General features: G+C 69.9%; 15 protein-coding genes. 1 reads left to right on the top strand and 14 read right to left on the bottom strand.

The genetic code is table 11. From position 1 onward, the window contains the following. The 4 genes from HXX10_RS16090 to rimP all read right to left on the bottom strand — a co-directional run. The coding region (locus HXX10_RS16090) for a translation initiation factor IF-2 associated domain-containing protein (RefSeq protein ID WP_296523777.1) at window positions 1–474 on the bottom strand (474 nt) is incomplete at its 3' end. Between the two features lie 7 nt (window positions 475–481). Next, entirely contained in the window at window positions 482–1,192 is a 711-nt protein-coding gene (locus tag HXX10_RS16095) for an RNA-binding protein (protein ID WP_296523778.1), read from the bottom strand. 19 nt (window positions 1,193–1,211) lie between these two features. Continuing rightward, on the bottom strand, window positions 1,212–2,840 hold the full coding sequence (gene nusA, locus HXX10_RS16100; RefSeq protein ID WP_296523779.1) for a transcription termination factor NusA: 1,629 nt from the start codon (window positions 2,838–2,840) through the stop codon (window positions 1,212–1,214). A 3-nt stretch (window positions 2,841–2,843) separates the two neighbouring features. Further along, window positions 2,844–3,572 (bottom strand): ribosome maturation factor RimP, encoded by a 729-nt coding sequence (gene rimP, locus HXX10_RS16105; protein ID WP_296523780.1) that lies wholly within the window; start codon window positions 3,570–3,572, stop codon window positions 2,844–2,846. Between the two features lie 320 nt (window positions 3,573–3,892). Here rimP and HXX10_RS16110 point away from each other — a divergent pair, with 320 nt between their 5' ends. Then, window positions 3,893–4,567: a 2-hydroxychromene-2-carboxylate isomerase gene (locus HXX10_RS16110; protein WP_296523781.1), complete on the top strand. Its 675-nt coding sequence runs from the start codon at window positions 3,893–3,895 to the stop codon at window positions 4,565–4,567. Window positions 4,568–4,645: 78 nt separating this feature from the next. Here HXX10_RS16110 and HXX10_RS16115 read toward each other — a convergent pair whose 3' ends face one another. The 10 genes from HXX10_RS16115 to HXX10_RS16160 form a co-directional block, all read right to left on the bottom strand. Next, entirely contained in the window at window positions 4,646–5,362 is a 717-nt protein-coding gene (locus HXX10_RS16115; RefSeq protein ID WP_296523782.1) for a tRNA (guanosine(46)-N(7))-methyltransferase TrmB, read from the bottom strand. 96 nt (window positions 5,363–5,458) lie between these two features. After that, complete coding sequence (gene metK / locus HXX10_RS16120; RefSeq protein WP_296523783.1) at window positions 5,459–6,655, bottom strand: methionine adenosyltransferase; 1,197 nt, start codon at window positions 6,653–6,655, stop codon at window positions 5,459–5,461. A 332-nt stretch (window positions 6,656–6,987) separates the two neighbouring features. Further along, window positions 6,988–7,422, bottom strand: coding sequence for a helix-turn-helix domain-containing protein (locus HXX10_RS16125; RefSeq protein WP_367141989.1), 435 nt, complete (start codon window positions 7,420–7,422; stop codon window positions 6,988–6,990). A gap of 593 nt (window positions 7,423–8,015) precedes the next feature. Further along, window positions 8,016–9,611 carry an apolipoprotein N-acyltransferase gene (lnt, locus tag HXX10_RS16130; RefSeq protein WP_296523785.1) on the bottom strand — a complete coding sequence of 532 codons (1,596 nt, stop codon included), beginning with the start codon at window positions 9,609–9,611 and terminating at the stop codon, window positions 8,016–8,018. Continuing rightward, window positions 9,608–10,714 (bottom strand): hemolysin family protein, encoded by a 1,107-nt coding sequence (locus HXX10_RS16135; RefSeq protein ID WP_296523863.1) that lies wholly within the window; start codon window positions 10,712–10,714, stop codon window positions 9,608–9,610. The genes lnt and HXX10_RS16135 overlap by 4 nt, the downstream gene beginning before the upstream one ends. Before the next feature lie 122 nt (window positions 10,715–10,836). Then, entirely contained in the window at window positions 10,837–11,367 is a 531-nt protein-coding gene (gene ybeY, locus HXX10_RS16140) for an rRNA maturation RNase YbeY (RefSeq protein ID WP_296523786.1), read from the bottom strand. After that, the gene (locus HXX10_RS16145; protein WP_296523864.1) at window positions 11,364–12,398 is read right to left on the bottom strand and encodes a PhoH family protein; all 1,035 of its coding nucleotides are present in this window, start codon (window positions 12,396–12,398) and stop codon (window positions 11,364–11,366) included. The genes ybeY and HXX10_RS16145 overlap by 4 nt, the downstream gene beginning before the upstream one ends. 40 nt (window positions 12,399–12,438) lie before the next feature. After that, window positions 12,439–13,881 (bottom strand): tRNA (N6-isopentenyl adenosine(37)-C2)-methylthiotransferase MiaB, encoded by a 1,443-nt coding sequence (miaB, locus tag HXX10_RS16150; RefSeq protein ID WP_296523787.1) that lies wholly within the window; start codon window positions 13,879–13,881, stop codon window positions 12,439–12,441. 285 nt (window positions 13,882–14,166) lie between these two features. Continuing rightward, window positions 14,167–15,006, bottom strand: a complete 840-nt coding sequence (locus HXX10_RS16155; RefSeq protein WP_296523865.1) for a 1-acyl-sn-glycerol-3-phosphate acyltransferase — start codon at window positions 15,004–15,006, stop codon at window positions 14,167–14,169. Beyond that, window positions 15,006–15,389 (bottom strand): Fur family transcriptional regulator, encoded by a 384-nt coding sequence (locus tag HXX10_RS16160; RefSeq protein ID WP_296523866.1) that lies wholly within the window; start codon window positions 15,387–15,389, stop codon window positions 15,006–15,008. The genes HXX10_RS16155 and HXX10_RS16160 overlap by 1 nt, the downstream gene beginning before the upstream one ends. Window positions 15,390–15,423 lie beyond the last annotated feature (34 nt).

Genomic DNA, 15,423 nt, shown 5'->3' on the forward strand with positions numbered 1-15,423 from the left:
GTCGTCCTCCTCGCGCTTGCGGGCCTCGGCGGCCTCGCGCTCGTGGCGCTCGGCGGCCTCGCGCTCGTTGCGGCGGCGCGCCTCCTCCTCGGCGGTCTTGCGCTCCTCGGCCTCACGCACCTTGGCGTCGGCGAGCGCATGGGCGCGGGCCGATCGCTCCTCCTCGGTGAGGGTGCGCAGAACGACGCCGGACGGCCGCGATCCTCCGCCGCCCGATGGGCGCGGGCCGGCGCCACCCGGCGGGCGGGGCTGGCTGCGCGCGGGCGCGTGGCTCTGCTGTGGCGGCGGCGAATCGGACTTCGGTTCCGGACCGGGGGCGCGGCGCTTGACCTTCTCCACCACGACCGACTTGGTGCGGCCATGGCTGAAGCTCTGGCGCACGACGCCCTGCTCGACGCCGCTGCGCTTGAGCGTCAGCGTCTTCGGCTGCGCGACCGACAACGTCTTCTCGCCGGGGTTCTTCGTATCAGTCATTACGATCCTAGTCTCGGGCCGATGGTTCGGCCGTCTGCCTGTCGTCCCGCGCGTCGGGGACACCTGTTCGGAACTGTTCGAGCATGCGCCAACGCCCCAGGACCGCTTCACTGGCGCGCCCGGGCAGGAGTGCAGCATGTATCACATTTGCCCGCCCGAGTGCCAAATCCAATTCGGCAGATTCGAACGAGTCGATCACCGGTAATTGCAGGTCTGTCGCGCCGGGCCGGCGGTCGGCGGCGGCGTCGATCTTGCGGGCGCCGTCGGGGCGCGCGTCGTGGGCCCGAACCAGGCCGACCGGAGCGCCCGACGCGAGCGCCGCCTCGACCTTGGTGTAGCCCGCCACCACGGTCCCGGCCTTGTGGGCGATGGCCAGCGCATCGACGACGGCACGGGCGAGCAGCCGCTCGGTCGCCTCGGCGAGGTCGGGACCGACAGTCGCCTTCCCTTTGAACGCCTTACGGAAAGCGCCCTGCTTGACGGCCGCGGCCACGGCGCCGCGGGCGGCCGTGACCCAGGCGCCGCGGCCGGGCAGCTTGCGCTTGATGTCCGGGACCACGTGGCCGTCCGGACCGGCGACGAAGCGGATCAGCGCCGAGGTCGGCCGCACCGTGCGGGTGGCGACGCACAGCCGCTCCCGCTCGGCCGCGGCGCCGCGCGGCCCCGCGTCCAGCAGCTCCTCGTCCTGCAGTCCCTCGTCGTCCATCCGGGCCAGCATCGTGATCGCGGTTCTCCTGTCAGGCCTGCGGCGCCTCGGCACCCTCGTCCTCGCCGTCGCCCTCGGCGGTTTCCTCGGGCTCCGGCCGGGCGAGATCGGCCTCGCTGATCCACCCCGCCTTGACGCGGGCCTGCATGATCATCGACTCGCAGTCGTCGCGGCTGAGCTCGAAGCCGTCCAGGATGCCGGCCTCGCGCTTGGTCTCGCCGTCCTTGCGCTCGGTCCAGCCGGCGAGGTCGTCGGTGGCGCAGCCGGCGAGGTCCTCGACCGTCTTGACGCCGTTCTCGCCGAAGGCGACCAGCATCCGCCCGGTGACGCCCGGCACCTCGCGCACCTCGTCGGCGACGCCGAGCTCGGTGCGCTTGGCGTCGTACTCGGCCTCGATCTGGGCGAGGTATTCGCGGGCGCGGGTCTGCAGCTCCTGCGCCGTCTCCTCGTCGAAGCCCTCGATGGTGGCGAGCTCCTTCTCGTCGACGGCCGCGAGGTCCTCGACCGAGGTGAATCCCTCGGAGGCGAGGAGCTGGCCGACCACCTCGTCGACGTTCAGCGCCTCCATGAACAGCTTCGAGCGCTTCTCGAAGTCGGCCTGGCGGCGCTCCGACTCCTCCTGCTCGGTGAGGATGTCGATGTCCCAGCCGGTGAGCTGGGAGGCGAGGCGGACGTTCTGGCCGCGCCGGCCGATGGCGAGCGAGAGCTGCTGGTCCGGCACCACCACGGCGATGCGCTCCTTGTCCTCGTCGAGCACCACCTTGGCGACCTCGGCGGGGGCGAGCGCGTTGACCACGAAGGTCGCGATGTCGGGCGACCACGGGATGATGTCGATCTTCTCGCCCTGCAGCTCGTTCACCACGGCCTGCACGCGCGAGCCGCGCATGCCGACGCAGGCGCCGACCGGGTCGACCGACGAGTCGCGCGAGATCACGGCGATTTTTGCCCGCGATCCCGGATCCCTGGCCACCGCCTTCACCTCGACGATGCCGTCGTAGATCTCCGGCACCTCCTGGGTGAACAGCTTCGCCATGAACTGCGGATGGGTGCGGGACAAAAAGATCTGCGGACCGCGCGGCTCGCGGCGGACGTCGTAGATGTAGGCGCGGATGCGGTCGCCGTTGCGGAACACCTCGCGCGGCAGCATCTCGTCGCGCCGCACGATCGCCTCGCCGCGGCCGAGATCGACGACGACGTTGCCGTACTCGACCCGCTTGACGACGCCGTTGACGATGTCGCCGATGCGGTCCTTGTACTCCTGGTACTGCCGGTCGCGCTCGGCCTCGCGCACCTTCTGCACGATCACCTGCTTGGCCGACTGGGCGGCGATGCGCCCGTATTCGAGCGGCGGCAACGTGTCCGCGATGGTGTCGCCGACCTGGGCGGCGGGATTGTGCTTGCGGGCGTCGTCGAGGCTGATCTGGTTGGCCGGGTTTTCGACCGTCTCGACCACCAGCATGTGGCGGGCGAGGCGGAGCTCGCCCTTCTTGGGATCGATCTCGGCGTGGACGTCGGTCTCGCTGCCGTAGCGCGAGCGCGCCGCCTTGGCGATCGCGTCCTCCATGGCCTGGATGACGATGCTGCGGTCGATCGACTTCTCGCGCGCGACGGCATCCGCGATCTGCAGAAGCTCGAGCTTGTTGGCGCTGACGACAGCCATGGATCAGTCTCCGTCGGGACGCGGAGGAGCCGGCTTTTGCGCCGAGGCCCCCCCGTCGTGGGAAGAATTGCGGGATGCGATACGGTCCTTGCGGCGCGCCGTCCGCTCGCGGCGCGCTTCTCTCTCGTCGGCCTTGCCGCGTTTCTCTTCGGTCTTGGCGCGCCGCAACGCCTCCGCGACCAGCGCGTCGGTGAGCACCAGCTTGGCGTCCTGCATGTCCTCGATGGGCAGCAGCACGTCCTCGGTCGCGCCGTCCGCCTGCTCGATATGGAGACGGGCCGCGCGTCCGTCCACCCCGGCCAGCGTGCCGCGGAAACGCTTCTGGCGGCCGACCGCCACCGCCATCTCGATCTTGGCGACGTGGCCCTCGGCGCGCAGGAAGTCGCACAGCCGCACCAGCGGTCGGTCGATACCGGGGGAGGAGACCTCCAGCCGGTATTCGCGATCGATCGGGTCGACCTCGTCGAGCACCGGCGACAGGGTGCGCGAGACCGCCTCGCAGTCGTCGATCTGCATGGTGCCGTCGGGCCGCTCCGCCATCACCTGTACGGTGCAGCCGTCGATCGCGGAAATCTTCACGCGCACCAGCCGGAAGCCGAGCTCGGTCAGCACCGGTACGACGACAGCGGCGACCCGGGCCGCGAGCCCGCTCTCCGCGATCAGGCGCGGCTCGTCGAGCGCGCTCTCGATCACGACGCCCTCGACCATTGCGCTGTCGATCGTCTCCGTCATGTCCCGACCAGCAGATCCTCGTAAATCTTGCCCGGGCGGCGTGTCGCGACGACAACGTCGATCACGCAAGTAACAAAAAAGAGCGGGTCCCGGGCGGGCCCCACTCTCACCAACCGTTCGGATATCCGACCGTTATGAGGTGTCCTCAGACACGCCGGAATATAGCGGGTGGCGCCGATTTCGCAAGAGGAAGCCCGCCGGCATCCGTTCCGGAGGTCAGGCGGTCGCCGATCGCGGGGGTCGCCCGCCTCGGGGCGGTATGCCATCAAGGCAGGACCGCGGGACAGGTCGTCCCCGGCCGATCGCCTTCGGAGACCGACATGGCCCTCGTCCCGGCGCCTTCGAACGCTGATGCGCCGCCGTGCCTCGACGTCTGGTTCGAGTTCGCCTCGACCTATTCGTATCCGGCCCTGGTGCGGATCGGCCCGCTGGCGCAAGCAGCCGGGGTCCGCTTGCGCTTCCGCCCGTTCCTGCTCGGCCCGATCTTCAAGGCGCAGGGCTGGGACACCTCGCCGTTCAACATCTACCCGGCCAAGGGCCGCTATATGTGGCGCGACCTCGAGCGGGTCTGCGCCGATCTCGGCCTGCCGCTGCGCCGGCCGCCGGCTTTTCCGGCGAAGAGCGTGCTGGCGGCCCGGGTCGCCCTGGTCGGCCTGGGTGCCGATGGGGCGGGCGATCGTGGCTGGGGCGAGGCGTTCTGCGTCGCGGTCTTTCGGGCGGCGCTCGGGGAGGGGCGGGCGATCGACGACCCCGACGTCATCACGGCGCTGCTGTCGCAGCTCGGGGTCGATGCCACCGCGGTCCTGGCGGAGGCCGCCGGCCCTGCCGCCAAGGCGCGCCTGCGCGACGAGACGGCGGAGGCCCAGCGGCTGGGGCTGTTCGGCGCGCCGAGCTTCGTCACCGCCGACGGCGAGCTCTTCTGGGGCAACGACCGGCTCGAGCAGGCGCTCGCCTGGGCGCCCAAGACCTGCTCTCCCTGTCATCGCCGGGCTTGACCCGGCGATCCATCTCTCTGCGAGACAGTCTTTTTTGAAGAGCGATGGATGCGCGGGTCGAGCCCGTGCGAGACGGATTCAATTGCGCGAAACGCGCCGAAACACCAGGTAGCAGGGCGTGCGGCCCTCGCGGATCGCCTTGGCCTCGTAGCGGGTACGGGTCCAGCCCGCCCAGGGCTTGCGCCAGTCGTCGGCCCGCTCGGCCGTCCAGGAAAAGTCCGGGCAGCGCAGCAGGCGCTCGAGCGTCCAGGCGGCATAGTCGGCCCAGTCGGAGGCGAAGCGGAACTCGGCCCCGTCGGCCAGCACCCGGGCGAGCCAAGTGACGCTGTCGTCCTGAACGAAGCGGCGCTTCCAGTGTCGGCGCTTCGGCCACGGGTCGGGATAGAGCAGGTCGATCCGCGCCAGCGAGGCGTCGGGCAGCCAGGCGATGAGGTCGGCGGCGTCGCCGTGGTGAAGGCGCACATTGGCGAGGTTGTCGCGCTCGATCAGGGCGAGGCCCTGCGCCATGCCGTTGACGAAGGGCTCGCAGCCGACGAAGCCGGCGGCCGGATCGGCGACTGCCTCGGCGGCCAGATGCTCGCCGCCGCCGAAGCCGATCTCCAGGCGCATGCGGGGGCGGGGCGGATCGAACAGGGCGCCGAGCGGCATCGGCGGCGGCGCCGACAGGTCGACGGCGAGGCGCGGCAGCAGGGTGGCGATGAGGTCGGCATGGTGGGGGCGCAGGGTGTGGCCCTTGCGGCGGCCGAAAAAGGCACGCGGCGCCGAGACGTCCGGCGGCTTCGGATCACCGTCCATGCAGGTCCACCATGGTGCCGTCCGGCGACGAAAAAGCCGACGAAGCGCATCCGCTCCGTCGGCTGTCTCGATCGTCCGACGCGAGTCGCGATCGCCTCAGGCGACGGCGCTGCGGATCGCCTCGACGATGTCGGTGCGCTCCCACGAGAAGCCGCCGTCGGCCTCCGGGGCGCGGCCGAAATGGCCGTAGGCGGAGGTGCGGGCATAGATCGGCCGGTTGAGGCCGAGATGCTCGCGGATGCCGCGCGGCGTGAGGTCCATCACCTCGCTCAGCGCTTTCTCGACCTTGGCCTCGCTGACGTCGTGGCCGGTGCCGTGCAGGTCGACATAGAGCGCCAGCGGCTTCGCCACGCCGATCGCATAGGCGAGCTGGATGGTGCAGCGCTCGGCGATCGAAGCGGCGACGACGTTCTTGGCGAGATAGCGCGCCGCATAGGCGGCCGAGCGGTCGACCTTGGTCGGGTCCTTGCCCGAGAAGGCGCCGCCGCCGTGCGGAGCCGCGCCGCCATAGGTGTCGACGATGATCTTGCGGCCGGTCAGGCCGCAGTCCCCGTCCGGGCCGCCGATGACGAACTTGCCGGTCGGGTTGACATGCCAGGTGGTCTGCTTGGTGATCCAGCCGGACGGCAGCGCCTTGAGCACGTAAGGCTCGATGATCGCCTTGATGTCGTGGGACGACAGCTTCTCGTCGAGATGCTGGGTCGACACCACGATCTGGGTGACCTCGACCGGCTTGCCGTTCTCGTAGCGGACCGTCACCTGGCTCTTGGCGTCGGGGCCGAGCGCCTCGGTCTCGCCGCTGCGCCGCGCCTCTGACATCAGCTTGAGGATGCGATGGGCGTAATAGAGCGGCGCGGGCATCAGCTCGGGCGTCTCGCGGCACGCATAGCCGAACATGATGCCCTGGTCGCCGGCGCCCTCGTCCTTGTTGCCGGCGGCGTCGACGCCCTGGGCGATGTCGGCGGACTGCGGGTGCAGCAGCACCTTGATGTCGGCCTTCTCCCAGTGGAAGCCGTCCTGCTCGTAGCCGATGTCGCGGATCGCCAGACGGGCGACGTGGCGGACCAGATCGGCCGTGATCGACTTCGGCCCACGGGTCTCACCGGCGATTACAACCTGGTTGGTGGTCGCCATCGTCTCGCAGGCGACGCGGAGCTGCCACGGATCGATGCCGGCAATCGGGCCTTCTCGGAAAAACAGGTCGACGATTTCGTCGGAGATGCGGTCGCAGACCTTGTCGGGATGGCCTTCCGACACGGATTCGCTGGTGAATAGATAGCTCGCGCGGGACACGTTGACTCTCCAGCCCGGGACGCGGACCTCCGCGTCGTTCAAATCGGCGCCTGTTCTTGCAGCGTACCCCTGCCCGGTCAAGATGCAGAGGATATAACGTGACGGCTCGGCCCGCGCCGATGGGGCGGCCCGAGAGCGTTTTCAAGCGAGGTGGGAACCGGTTCGGGTGAAGATAACGCTCCAGCTCTAGAGTCTTTAGAATCCTTGCGCACGTTCTGACGCAAAATCGCAATCCACTTTTGCCGCACGCGCTGCAGAACGAAAACGGCGCGCCACTGGGGCGCGCCGGGGGTCGTGTCTCGCGGTGGGGGCGGGTCGGAGGACGCCGCTGGTCAGTGCTCGACGCCACCGTTGCCGTTTTCGACTGGCTCGACGGCGATCTGCTCGACCAGGTCGACGATGCGCCGGCGCAGCTTTGCGTCGCGGATGCGCATGAAGGCCTTGGTCAGCGCGAGGCCGTCCGAGGTCGCCAGGAAGTCGGAGATGTAGGCCGGGGACGGGGCCTCGGCGAGACCGTTGACCGGGCCGTCGCCGAGATCGGGGGCACCCTCGAAGAAGAAGGCGACCGGCACCTGAAGGATATGGGCGATCTGCTGGAGACGGCTCGCGCCGATCCGGTTGGTCCCCTTCTCGTATTTCTGCACCTGCTGGAACGTCAGGCTCAGCGCGTCACCGAGCTTCTCCTGGCTCATTCCCAACATCATGCGGCGCATACGGACACGGCTCCCGACATGTTTGTCGATGGGGTTCGGAGCCTTCTTGGCTATCATTTTCTCTCTCTCCTCATGTCCCCGCCGCCACGTGTTACCGCCGAAAGTCCAAGCTGTGCAATCACAGGATTGCATAGCTGTTCCAGTCACCCTCAAAACAGAAATGAAATCGACTCGAATGGGAATAAATGAACACTACCCTCGTTTGTGAGGGCTTACCAATGCAAGTTAATGAACAATGCTGTAACTTGCTTGATCAATCGGTCCACGTCTATCCGCTAAAGCCTGTTGGACCGCGGGGAATTTGCCTGGAGGCTGGATTTCGGGCAGCGCGGTGGGCGCCGGTTGTACGCAGGCTGTGTATCCTTCTCGCGGCGCCCTGTCAGCAGGATGGTACCTGTAATTGCGCTAGTTTTGGCCGCTTCTGACGCAAGACTGGTATGCACACGGTACGGCTGTCGACAGCCGAACTTCGCCGTTTAAGGCGGCCCCCAAGGGTGAAAACAGCTTAATAGGCACCGTGGTACCTCTGTTGGCTGTGTCAAACTGACGCGGGGGCGGCGGTCGCACGCTCCCCACACGCGATATACGAAGTCTGTCCGGCGATCAGGCGCGCATTTGGGCCGGGACACTCGCCTGCCGGGAGGCAGTCAGGTCCGGCGGCGCCTTCGCCGCCAGGCGGCGCCGATCAGGGCCAGCACCACCACGGCGGCCGCCGGTGCGTCGCCGGTTCGGGCATAGAGCGGTGCCGACAGCCGCCCCGGCAGGTCGGAGTCGAGAACGCCCTCGCGGCCGAGGGCGAGCTGCGCCACGGTGCGGCCGACCGGGTCGATCACGGCCGAGATCCCGGTGTTGGCGGCGCGCACCAGCGGCAGGCCTTCCTCGACGGCGCGCATGCGGGCCTGCAGCAGGTGCTGCCAGGGGCCGGGCGTGATGCCGAACCAGGCGTCGTTGGTCAGGTTGAGAAGCCAGCCCGGCCGCTCGCCGCGCGGCAGCACGGCATGCGGGAAGATCGCCTCGTAGCAGACCAGCGGCACGAAGGGCGGCGCCTGCGGCGTCGCGATGCTGCGTAGCCGGTCTCCGGCCAGGAAGCCACCCGGGATCCGCACGAGCTGCTCGATGCCGAGCCGGGCGAGCAGGCCGCGGAACGGCACGTATTCGCCGAACGGCACCAGATGCACCTTGTCGTAGAGCGACAGGATCGAGCCGGCGTGGTCGAATACGTAGACCGAGTTGTAGGCCTCGATATTGCCCGGCCGCGACGTCTCCGAGAGCCGCGCCGCACCGGTGATCAGCACGGTGCCCTCGGGCAGCAGGTCGGCGATCGAGGCGAGCGCGTCGGGCTCGCGGGCGACGAAGAACGGGAAGGCCGATTCGGGCCAGATCAGGTGAGTCGCGTCGGCGACGCCGCGCGAGCGCTCGCCGGTCGCCCGGTTCGACAGCGTCAGATAGCGCCGCATCACGTCGGCCTTGGCGGCGTAGGTGAAGCGCTGGTCCTGCGGAATGTTGGGCTGCATCAGGCGCAGCCGCACGCCATCGACGAAGGTGGTGGGCGTGGTGGCGAGCCGGGCGATCCCGAACGCCGCGAGCGCCACCAGGAGGGCGCCGGCGATCGACGGCAGCAGCCAGGGCCGCGGCGTGTCGGCCGGCTCGTCGGCCAGCACGGCCGGCGTGGCGAACACCAGCACGGCCAGGAACGTCATGCCCCACAGGCCGACCAGCGCAAAGCCCTGCGCGAGCGCCAGCGGCTCGGCGAAGGCGTAGCCGAAGGCGTTCCACGGGAAGCCGGTGAGCACATGGCCGCGCAGCCACTCGCTCAATGTGAGCGCCGCCGCCAGGGTGACGACGCGGACCGGGCCGGGCGTCCACAGGAACCGGGCGAGCGCAAATCCCGCCGCCATGAACACGGCGAGCCCGGCCGGCAGGACCAGCACGGCAGGCACCAGCAGCCAGCCGAACTTGTCGGCGTCGACCAGGAAGGCGGCGCCGATCCAGTACAGCCCGGCGAGGAAATAGCCGAAGCCGAACCACCAGCCCGCCGCGGCGGCGGCACCGACCCCGTTCCAGCGGCCGGCGCCGGCGCCGTCGATCAGCCAGACCACCAGCGGGAAGGTGATGAAGAGGGCGGGCCAGGCATGCAGGGGCGCCATCGCGAGCGTCGAGGCGGCCCCCGCCAGGACGGCGATCAGGGCCCGTCTCACCCCCCAGGCGAGGACGATCGGCTGGGCGACCCGGGCGAGGTTCACGGCTGGGCCGGGCCGCGTGGGCCGGAGGCCGGCGGGGCCGCCCCGTCGGGCGGCGTCTCGGCTGCGGCATCGCGATGCGGGCCGCGGCCGCCCTCCTCGGGCTCGCGCTTCTGCTCGCGGGCGTTGCGGCGCTGTTTGCTGCGGGAGATCTTCACCCGCTTGACGCGGCGCGGATCGGCGTCGAGCACCTCGATCTCGAACGGCTCGGGGCCGGGCACGATCTCGCCGCGCACCGGCACGCGGCCGACCCGGGTGACCAGATAGCCGCCCAGCGTGTCGACCTCCTCGGCGGCGTCGCCGACGTCGAACTCGGTGCCGACAGTGGCGACCACGTCCTCGAGCGGGGCGCGCGCATCGGCCAGGAACGAGCCGTCCGGCTGGCGCACCACGGTGCGGACGCTCTCCTCGTCGTGCTCGTCCTCGATGTCGCCGACGATCTGCTCGACCAGATCCTCGATCGAGATGATGCCGTCGGTACCGCCGTATTCGTCGATCACCAGCGCCAGGTGCACCCGGGTCGCCTGCATCTTGGCGAGCAGGTCGAGCGCTGGCATGGACGGCGGCACGAACAGGATGGTGCGGATGATCTTGGTCTGCGACAGCGGCATTGCGAGATCGATGGCGCGCAGATCGAGATCGGCCGGGAATCGTTTCTTGCGCTTGCTGCTCGGCGGCGGCACCGCCGCCCGCGTCGCCATGAAGGCGAGGAGGTCGCGGATGTGCACCATGCCGACCGGATCGTCGAGCGTGTCGTCATAGACGACGAGCCGCGAATGGCCGGCATTCTCGAACACCTTGACGAGCTCGCCGACGGCGATGTCCTGGTGGACCGCGACGATGTCGGCGCGCGGCACCATGATGTCCTCGCTGCGCCGCTCCCGCAGATCGAGGATGTTCTTGAGCATCGCCCGCTCTTCCGGCGAGAAGCCGCTGTCGGCCGGCGCGCTGCCGTCGAGCAGCACGGCGATGTCGGAGCGTACCGAGCCGGGCTTCCAGCCGAACAGCGCGCGCAGCATGCGCTGCACCCAGCCTTCGCTGGTCTCGCGCGGAAGCACCTCTCCGCGCAAGGCCGGCACCGGCAGGGCGCGGGAGTCTCCCGCCATGACGGTGTGCGAGTCGCCCGCCACGAGGGTGTGGGGGTCGCTTGCCGTGACGGTGCGGCGGTCGCTCGCCGGCTCGTTCGGATCGCTTCGACTGGGCGGGTCGTCGGGCATGGTGGTGGCGGTCAGGCGCATTCGCGTCCGGCATAGGGATCGGGGACGGCGAGCGACGCCAGGATGTCCCGCTCGCGACCCTCCATGAGGTCGGCCTCGGCGTCGGTCTCGTGGTCGTAGCCGAGCAGGTGGAGAACGCCGTGCACGACCAGGTGGGACAGGTGATGGTCCAACGATTTTCCTTCGCTCTCCGCCTCGGCCCGGACGGTCTCGAACGCGATCACCACGTCGCCCAGCAGGGTCGGCAGCGCGGAGCCGGCCGCCGTCGGCGTGCCGTCGCGCAAGGCCGGGAACGATAGCACATTGGTGGCGGAGTCGCGGCCGCGGTAGCGGGAATTCAGGTCGCGGACGGCGGCATCGTCGCCGAGCATCACGCAAAGCTCGGCACCGCGGAACTCGGACGGCAAGGTCGCCGCCACGGCGCGGCGGACGACGGTCTCGGCGGCCGGCATCGCGTCCTGCCAGAGGGGCGACTCGAGGACGACGTCGAGCGTCTCCTCCAGGAGAACCGCGGGCGAGCCGGCGTCGTGCTGGATCGTCATGCGCCGCCCTCGCGCTTGCGGTTGCCGCGTTCGCCGGACGGCGCCGGGCGCTCGGCGGATGCGCCGGCGCGGTCATAGGCGGCGACGATGCGGGCGACCAGCTCGTGGCGGACCACGTCCTCGTTGCTGAACGTCACGGTGCCGACGCCCTCGACATCGGCGAGCAGGCGCAGCGCCTCCGAGAGGCCCGACGTCTGGCCAGGCGGCAGATCGACCTGGCTCGGATCGCCCGTGACGATCATGCGGGCGTTCTCGCCCAGTCGGGTGAGGAACATCTTCATCTGCATCGAGGTGGTGTTCTGCGCCTCGTCGAGGATCACGGCCGCGTTGGCGAGCGTACGGCCGCGCATAAAAGCGAGCGGCGCGATCTCGATCTCGCCGGTCTGCAGGGCGCGCTCGACGATGCGGGCATCCATCAGGTCGAACAGGGCATCGTAGATCGGCCGCAGATAGGGATCGACCTTTTCGCGCATGTCGCCCGGGAGGAAGCCCAGCCGCTCGCCGGCCTCGACGGCCGGCCGCGACAGGATGATGCGGTCGACCTCCTTGCGCTCGAACAGCGCCACCGCCTGGGCGACGGCGAGCCAGGTCTTGCCGGTGCCGGCCGGGCCGGCGCCGAACACCAGCGCGTGGCGCCGCAGCGCCCGGATATAGGCATCCTGTCCCGGCGTGCGGGCCCGCACCAGGCGCTTGCGCAGGTTGATCTCCTCGAAGCTCGCGCGCCCCGAGGCGTCGGCGTAGTCGAACAGCGAGCCCTGGGCGATGGCGAGCCGGATGGCGCCCTCGACGTCGCCCTGGCCGAGATCGTGCCCCTGCGAGAGATGCTCGTAGAGCGTCTCCAGCACGCGGCGCGCCTGCTCGCAGGCGTCGCGCGGGCCGCCGAGCGTGACGTGGTTGCCGCGCGAATCGGCCGTCACGCCGAGCCGGCGCTCGATCAGCGCGAGGTTCTGGCCGTATTGGCCGAACAGCGCGAGCGCCAGCCGATTGTCGTCGAAGGCGAGCACCATCTGTGCCTCCTCGGCGGGCGGCATCAGCGATGGGGTGTCGGGGTCGCGTCTTGGCACGGTGGTGTCAGGGTCCTGCGCCGGCGACGCACACGGGCTCGCTGCGGAGAGAATCGTCCTGCCACGGCGCCGCGTCGTCGGGCCGGGGCGTTGCGAGAAGCGTGCCGTACAGGCTGTTGGTGCCGGTTCCGCTGATTCGCACGGACACGATCTGGCCCCGCGACGATGTCGGGGCCATGACCTGCACGGCCTGCATCCAGGGTGAGCGGCCGACCATCTGGCCCGCATGCTTGCCGGGGTGTTCCAAGAGGATCTCGGCCGTGCGGCCGACCGTCGCCGCGTTGAAGGCGCCCGCGTGGTGGTCGATGCGCGCCTGCAGGCGGGCGAGGCGCTCGGTCTTCTCGGCCTCCGGCACCTGCGCGTCGCTGTCGGCGGCCGGCGTGCCGGGCCGCGGCGAATACTTGAACGAGTAGGCGCCGGCGAAGCCGACCGCGTCGACCAGCGCGAGCGTGTCGCGGAACTCGGCCTCGGTCTCGCCCGGGAAGCCGACGATGAAGTCCGACGACAGCGCAATGTCGGGCCGTGCCGCCTTCAGGCGGGCGATCACGTCGAGATATCCGGCGCAGTCGTGCCGGCGATTCATCGCGGCGAGCACGCGGTCCGCACCCGACTGCACCGGCAGATGGAGCTGCGGCATCAGGGCCGGCAGGTTTCCATGGGCGGCGATCAGGTCCGCATCCATGTCGCGCGGGTGGCTGGTGGTGTAGCGCAGCCGGGCGACGCCGGGGATCTCGGCCAGCCGATAGAGGAGGCGCGCCAGCGTCCAGGCGCGGCCGTCCGGTCCGTCGCCGTGCCAGGCATTGACGTTCTGGCCGATCAGCCGGATTTCGCGCACGCCGGCGTCGGCGAGGCGCTCGACCTCGGCGACGATCTTCTGAACCGGCCGCGAAAACTCGGCGCCCCGCGTATAGGGCACGACGCAGAAGGTGCAGAACTTGTCGCAGCCCTCCTGCACGGTGACGAAGGCGGCGGCGCCCCGCGCCCTTGTCGCGGCCGAGGTCGGAGCCGCCAGGTGGTCGAACTTGTCGTCGGCCGGAAACTCGGTGTCGACGACCCGGCCGTCGCGCTCCGCGCGGGCGACCAGGTCGGGCAGGCGGTGATAGCTCTGCGGTCCGACCACGAGGTCGACCACGGGCGCCCGGCGGATGATCTCCTCGCCCTCGGCCTGGGCGACGCAACCGGCGACCGCGACCGTGAGGCGCCGGCCGTCGCGGGCGGCGGCCGCCTTGAGAACGCGCAGGCGGCCGAGCTCGGAATAGACCTTCTCGGCGGCCTTCTCGCGGATATGGCAGGTGTTGAGCACCAGGAGGTCGGCGTCGTCGGGCGCGGCCGTCTCGACATAGCCCTCGCGCGCCAGGACGTCGGCCATGCGCTGCGAATCGTAGACGTTCATCTGGCAGCCGTACGACTTCACGTAGAGCTTGCGCGGGCCGCTGGTCACGCTCGACATTGCCTCGACGTCTTCTCCGGGCGCGCGGTCGTCATGGTCGCCGCCGCCCCTCGTGGCCCATGTAGTGCGCGGACGGCGCCGTGCCATCGCGCCAGCCGTCTTTTCGCGCACCGATCCACCGGAAACCCCGTCGCGACCGCCCGGTGACCCGGACGGAAGACCCTGTACGCCCGCCTCGATCGCGGGTCCGCGGCGCCGTGTGCTCACCGCTTCGTCTAGCGGCTTTTTGCCGAAAATGGAATGGCAGGCGACGGGATTGCCGGGCGAGGGTGATAAAAATCAAATTTAATCAGCACCTTGGAGGCTTGTGGCGAGGTCTTGTCGGCGTGCCCGCCGTCCCGTATTCCGGCCCCGCAGCGCGTCGGTGGTGAGGCGGCGCACGCTCTCCTCCAGCGCGCGGGTCACGGCCTTGCGCTCCGAGCCCTCGCCGAAGCGGAGCGGCTCGCCCCAGGTCACCGTCACGTCGAGCCCGCCATGGCGGCCGATATGAAGGAGGTGGGGGACGAGGTCGGCGGCGCCGTACCAAGCGGCCACCGGCCGGTGCTGGCGCCCCATCGGCAGGCCCTGGAAGCCCGTATAGGCGATCGACAACGGCTGGATGGTGACGGGCGCCGCATGGTCGGCCTCGGCCAGCGCCTCGCCGGCCGCCCCGATCAGAGCGGAGCGGAACGGCAGCACCCGGTTGCCGTCGCTCGACGTGCCCTCGCCGAACAGCACGACCGGGTCGCCCTCGGCCAGCCTTCGGGCGATCTCGGCATTGACGTCGCGGGTCTTGTGGCGGCGCGCCCGGTCGACGAACACCGAGCGCTGCAGCTTGGCGAACAGCCCGAACAGCGGCCAGGAGGCGATCTCGCTCTTGGCGACGAACACCACCGGCAGCCGCGACGTGATCACGGCGATGTCGAGCCACGAGGCGTGGTTCGAGACGATCAGCAGCGGTCGCTGCGTGGCCGGCCGGCCGATCTCGTGAACGCGCACGCCGAACAGCAGGCAGACGATGCGGTGGAACAGGGGGGGAATCAGGCGCCGCAGCGGCAGTGAGAAGCGTACCGACACCCACTGGAAGGGCAGCAGCGCGACCGTCGCGAGCGCAAACCCCGCCGCCGTGACGGCGAGCCGGAGCATCACGAGGCGGCCTTGTCGTCCAGCGGCACCGCGTAGAGCTCGAGGCGATGGTCGATCAGCCGGTAGCCGAGCCGGCGCGCGATCTCGCGCTGAAGCTGCTCGATCTCCTCCGACTGGAACTCGATGACCTCGCCGGTGCGCAGGTTGACGAGGTGGTCGTGGTGGCTCTCGCGGATCTGCTCGTAGCGGGCGCGCCCCTCGCGGAAATCGTGGCGCTCGATGATGCCGGCGTCCTCGAACAGCTTGACGGTGCGGTACACGGTCGAGATCGAGATGTGCGGGTCGATCAGGGCGCAGCGGCGATACAGCACCTCGACGTCGGGATGGTCGTCCGACTGCGCCAGCACGCGGGCGATCACCCGCCGCTGCTCGGTCATCCGCATGCCCTTGGAGACGCACTGCGCTTCGATGTTGGTA

This window comes from Rhodoplanes sp. (genome assembly GCF_013377085.1).
In the GTDB taxonomy this organism is placed as follows: Bacteria; Pseudomonadota; Alphaproteobacteria; order Rhizobiales; family Xanthobacteraceae; genus Rhodoplanes.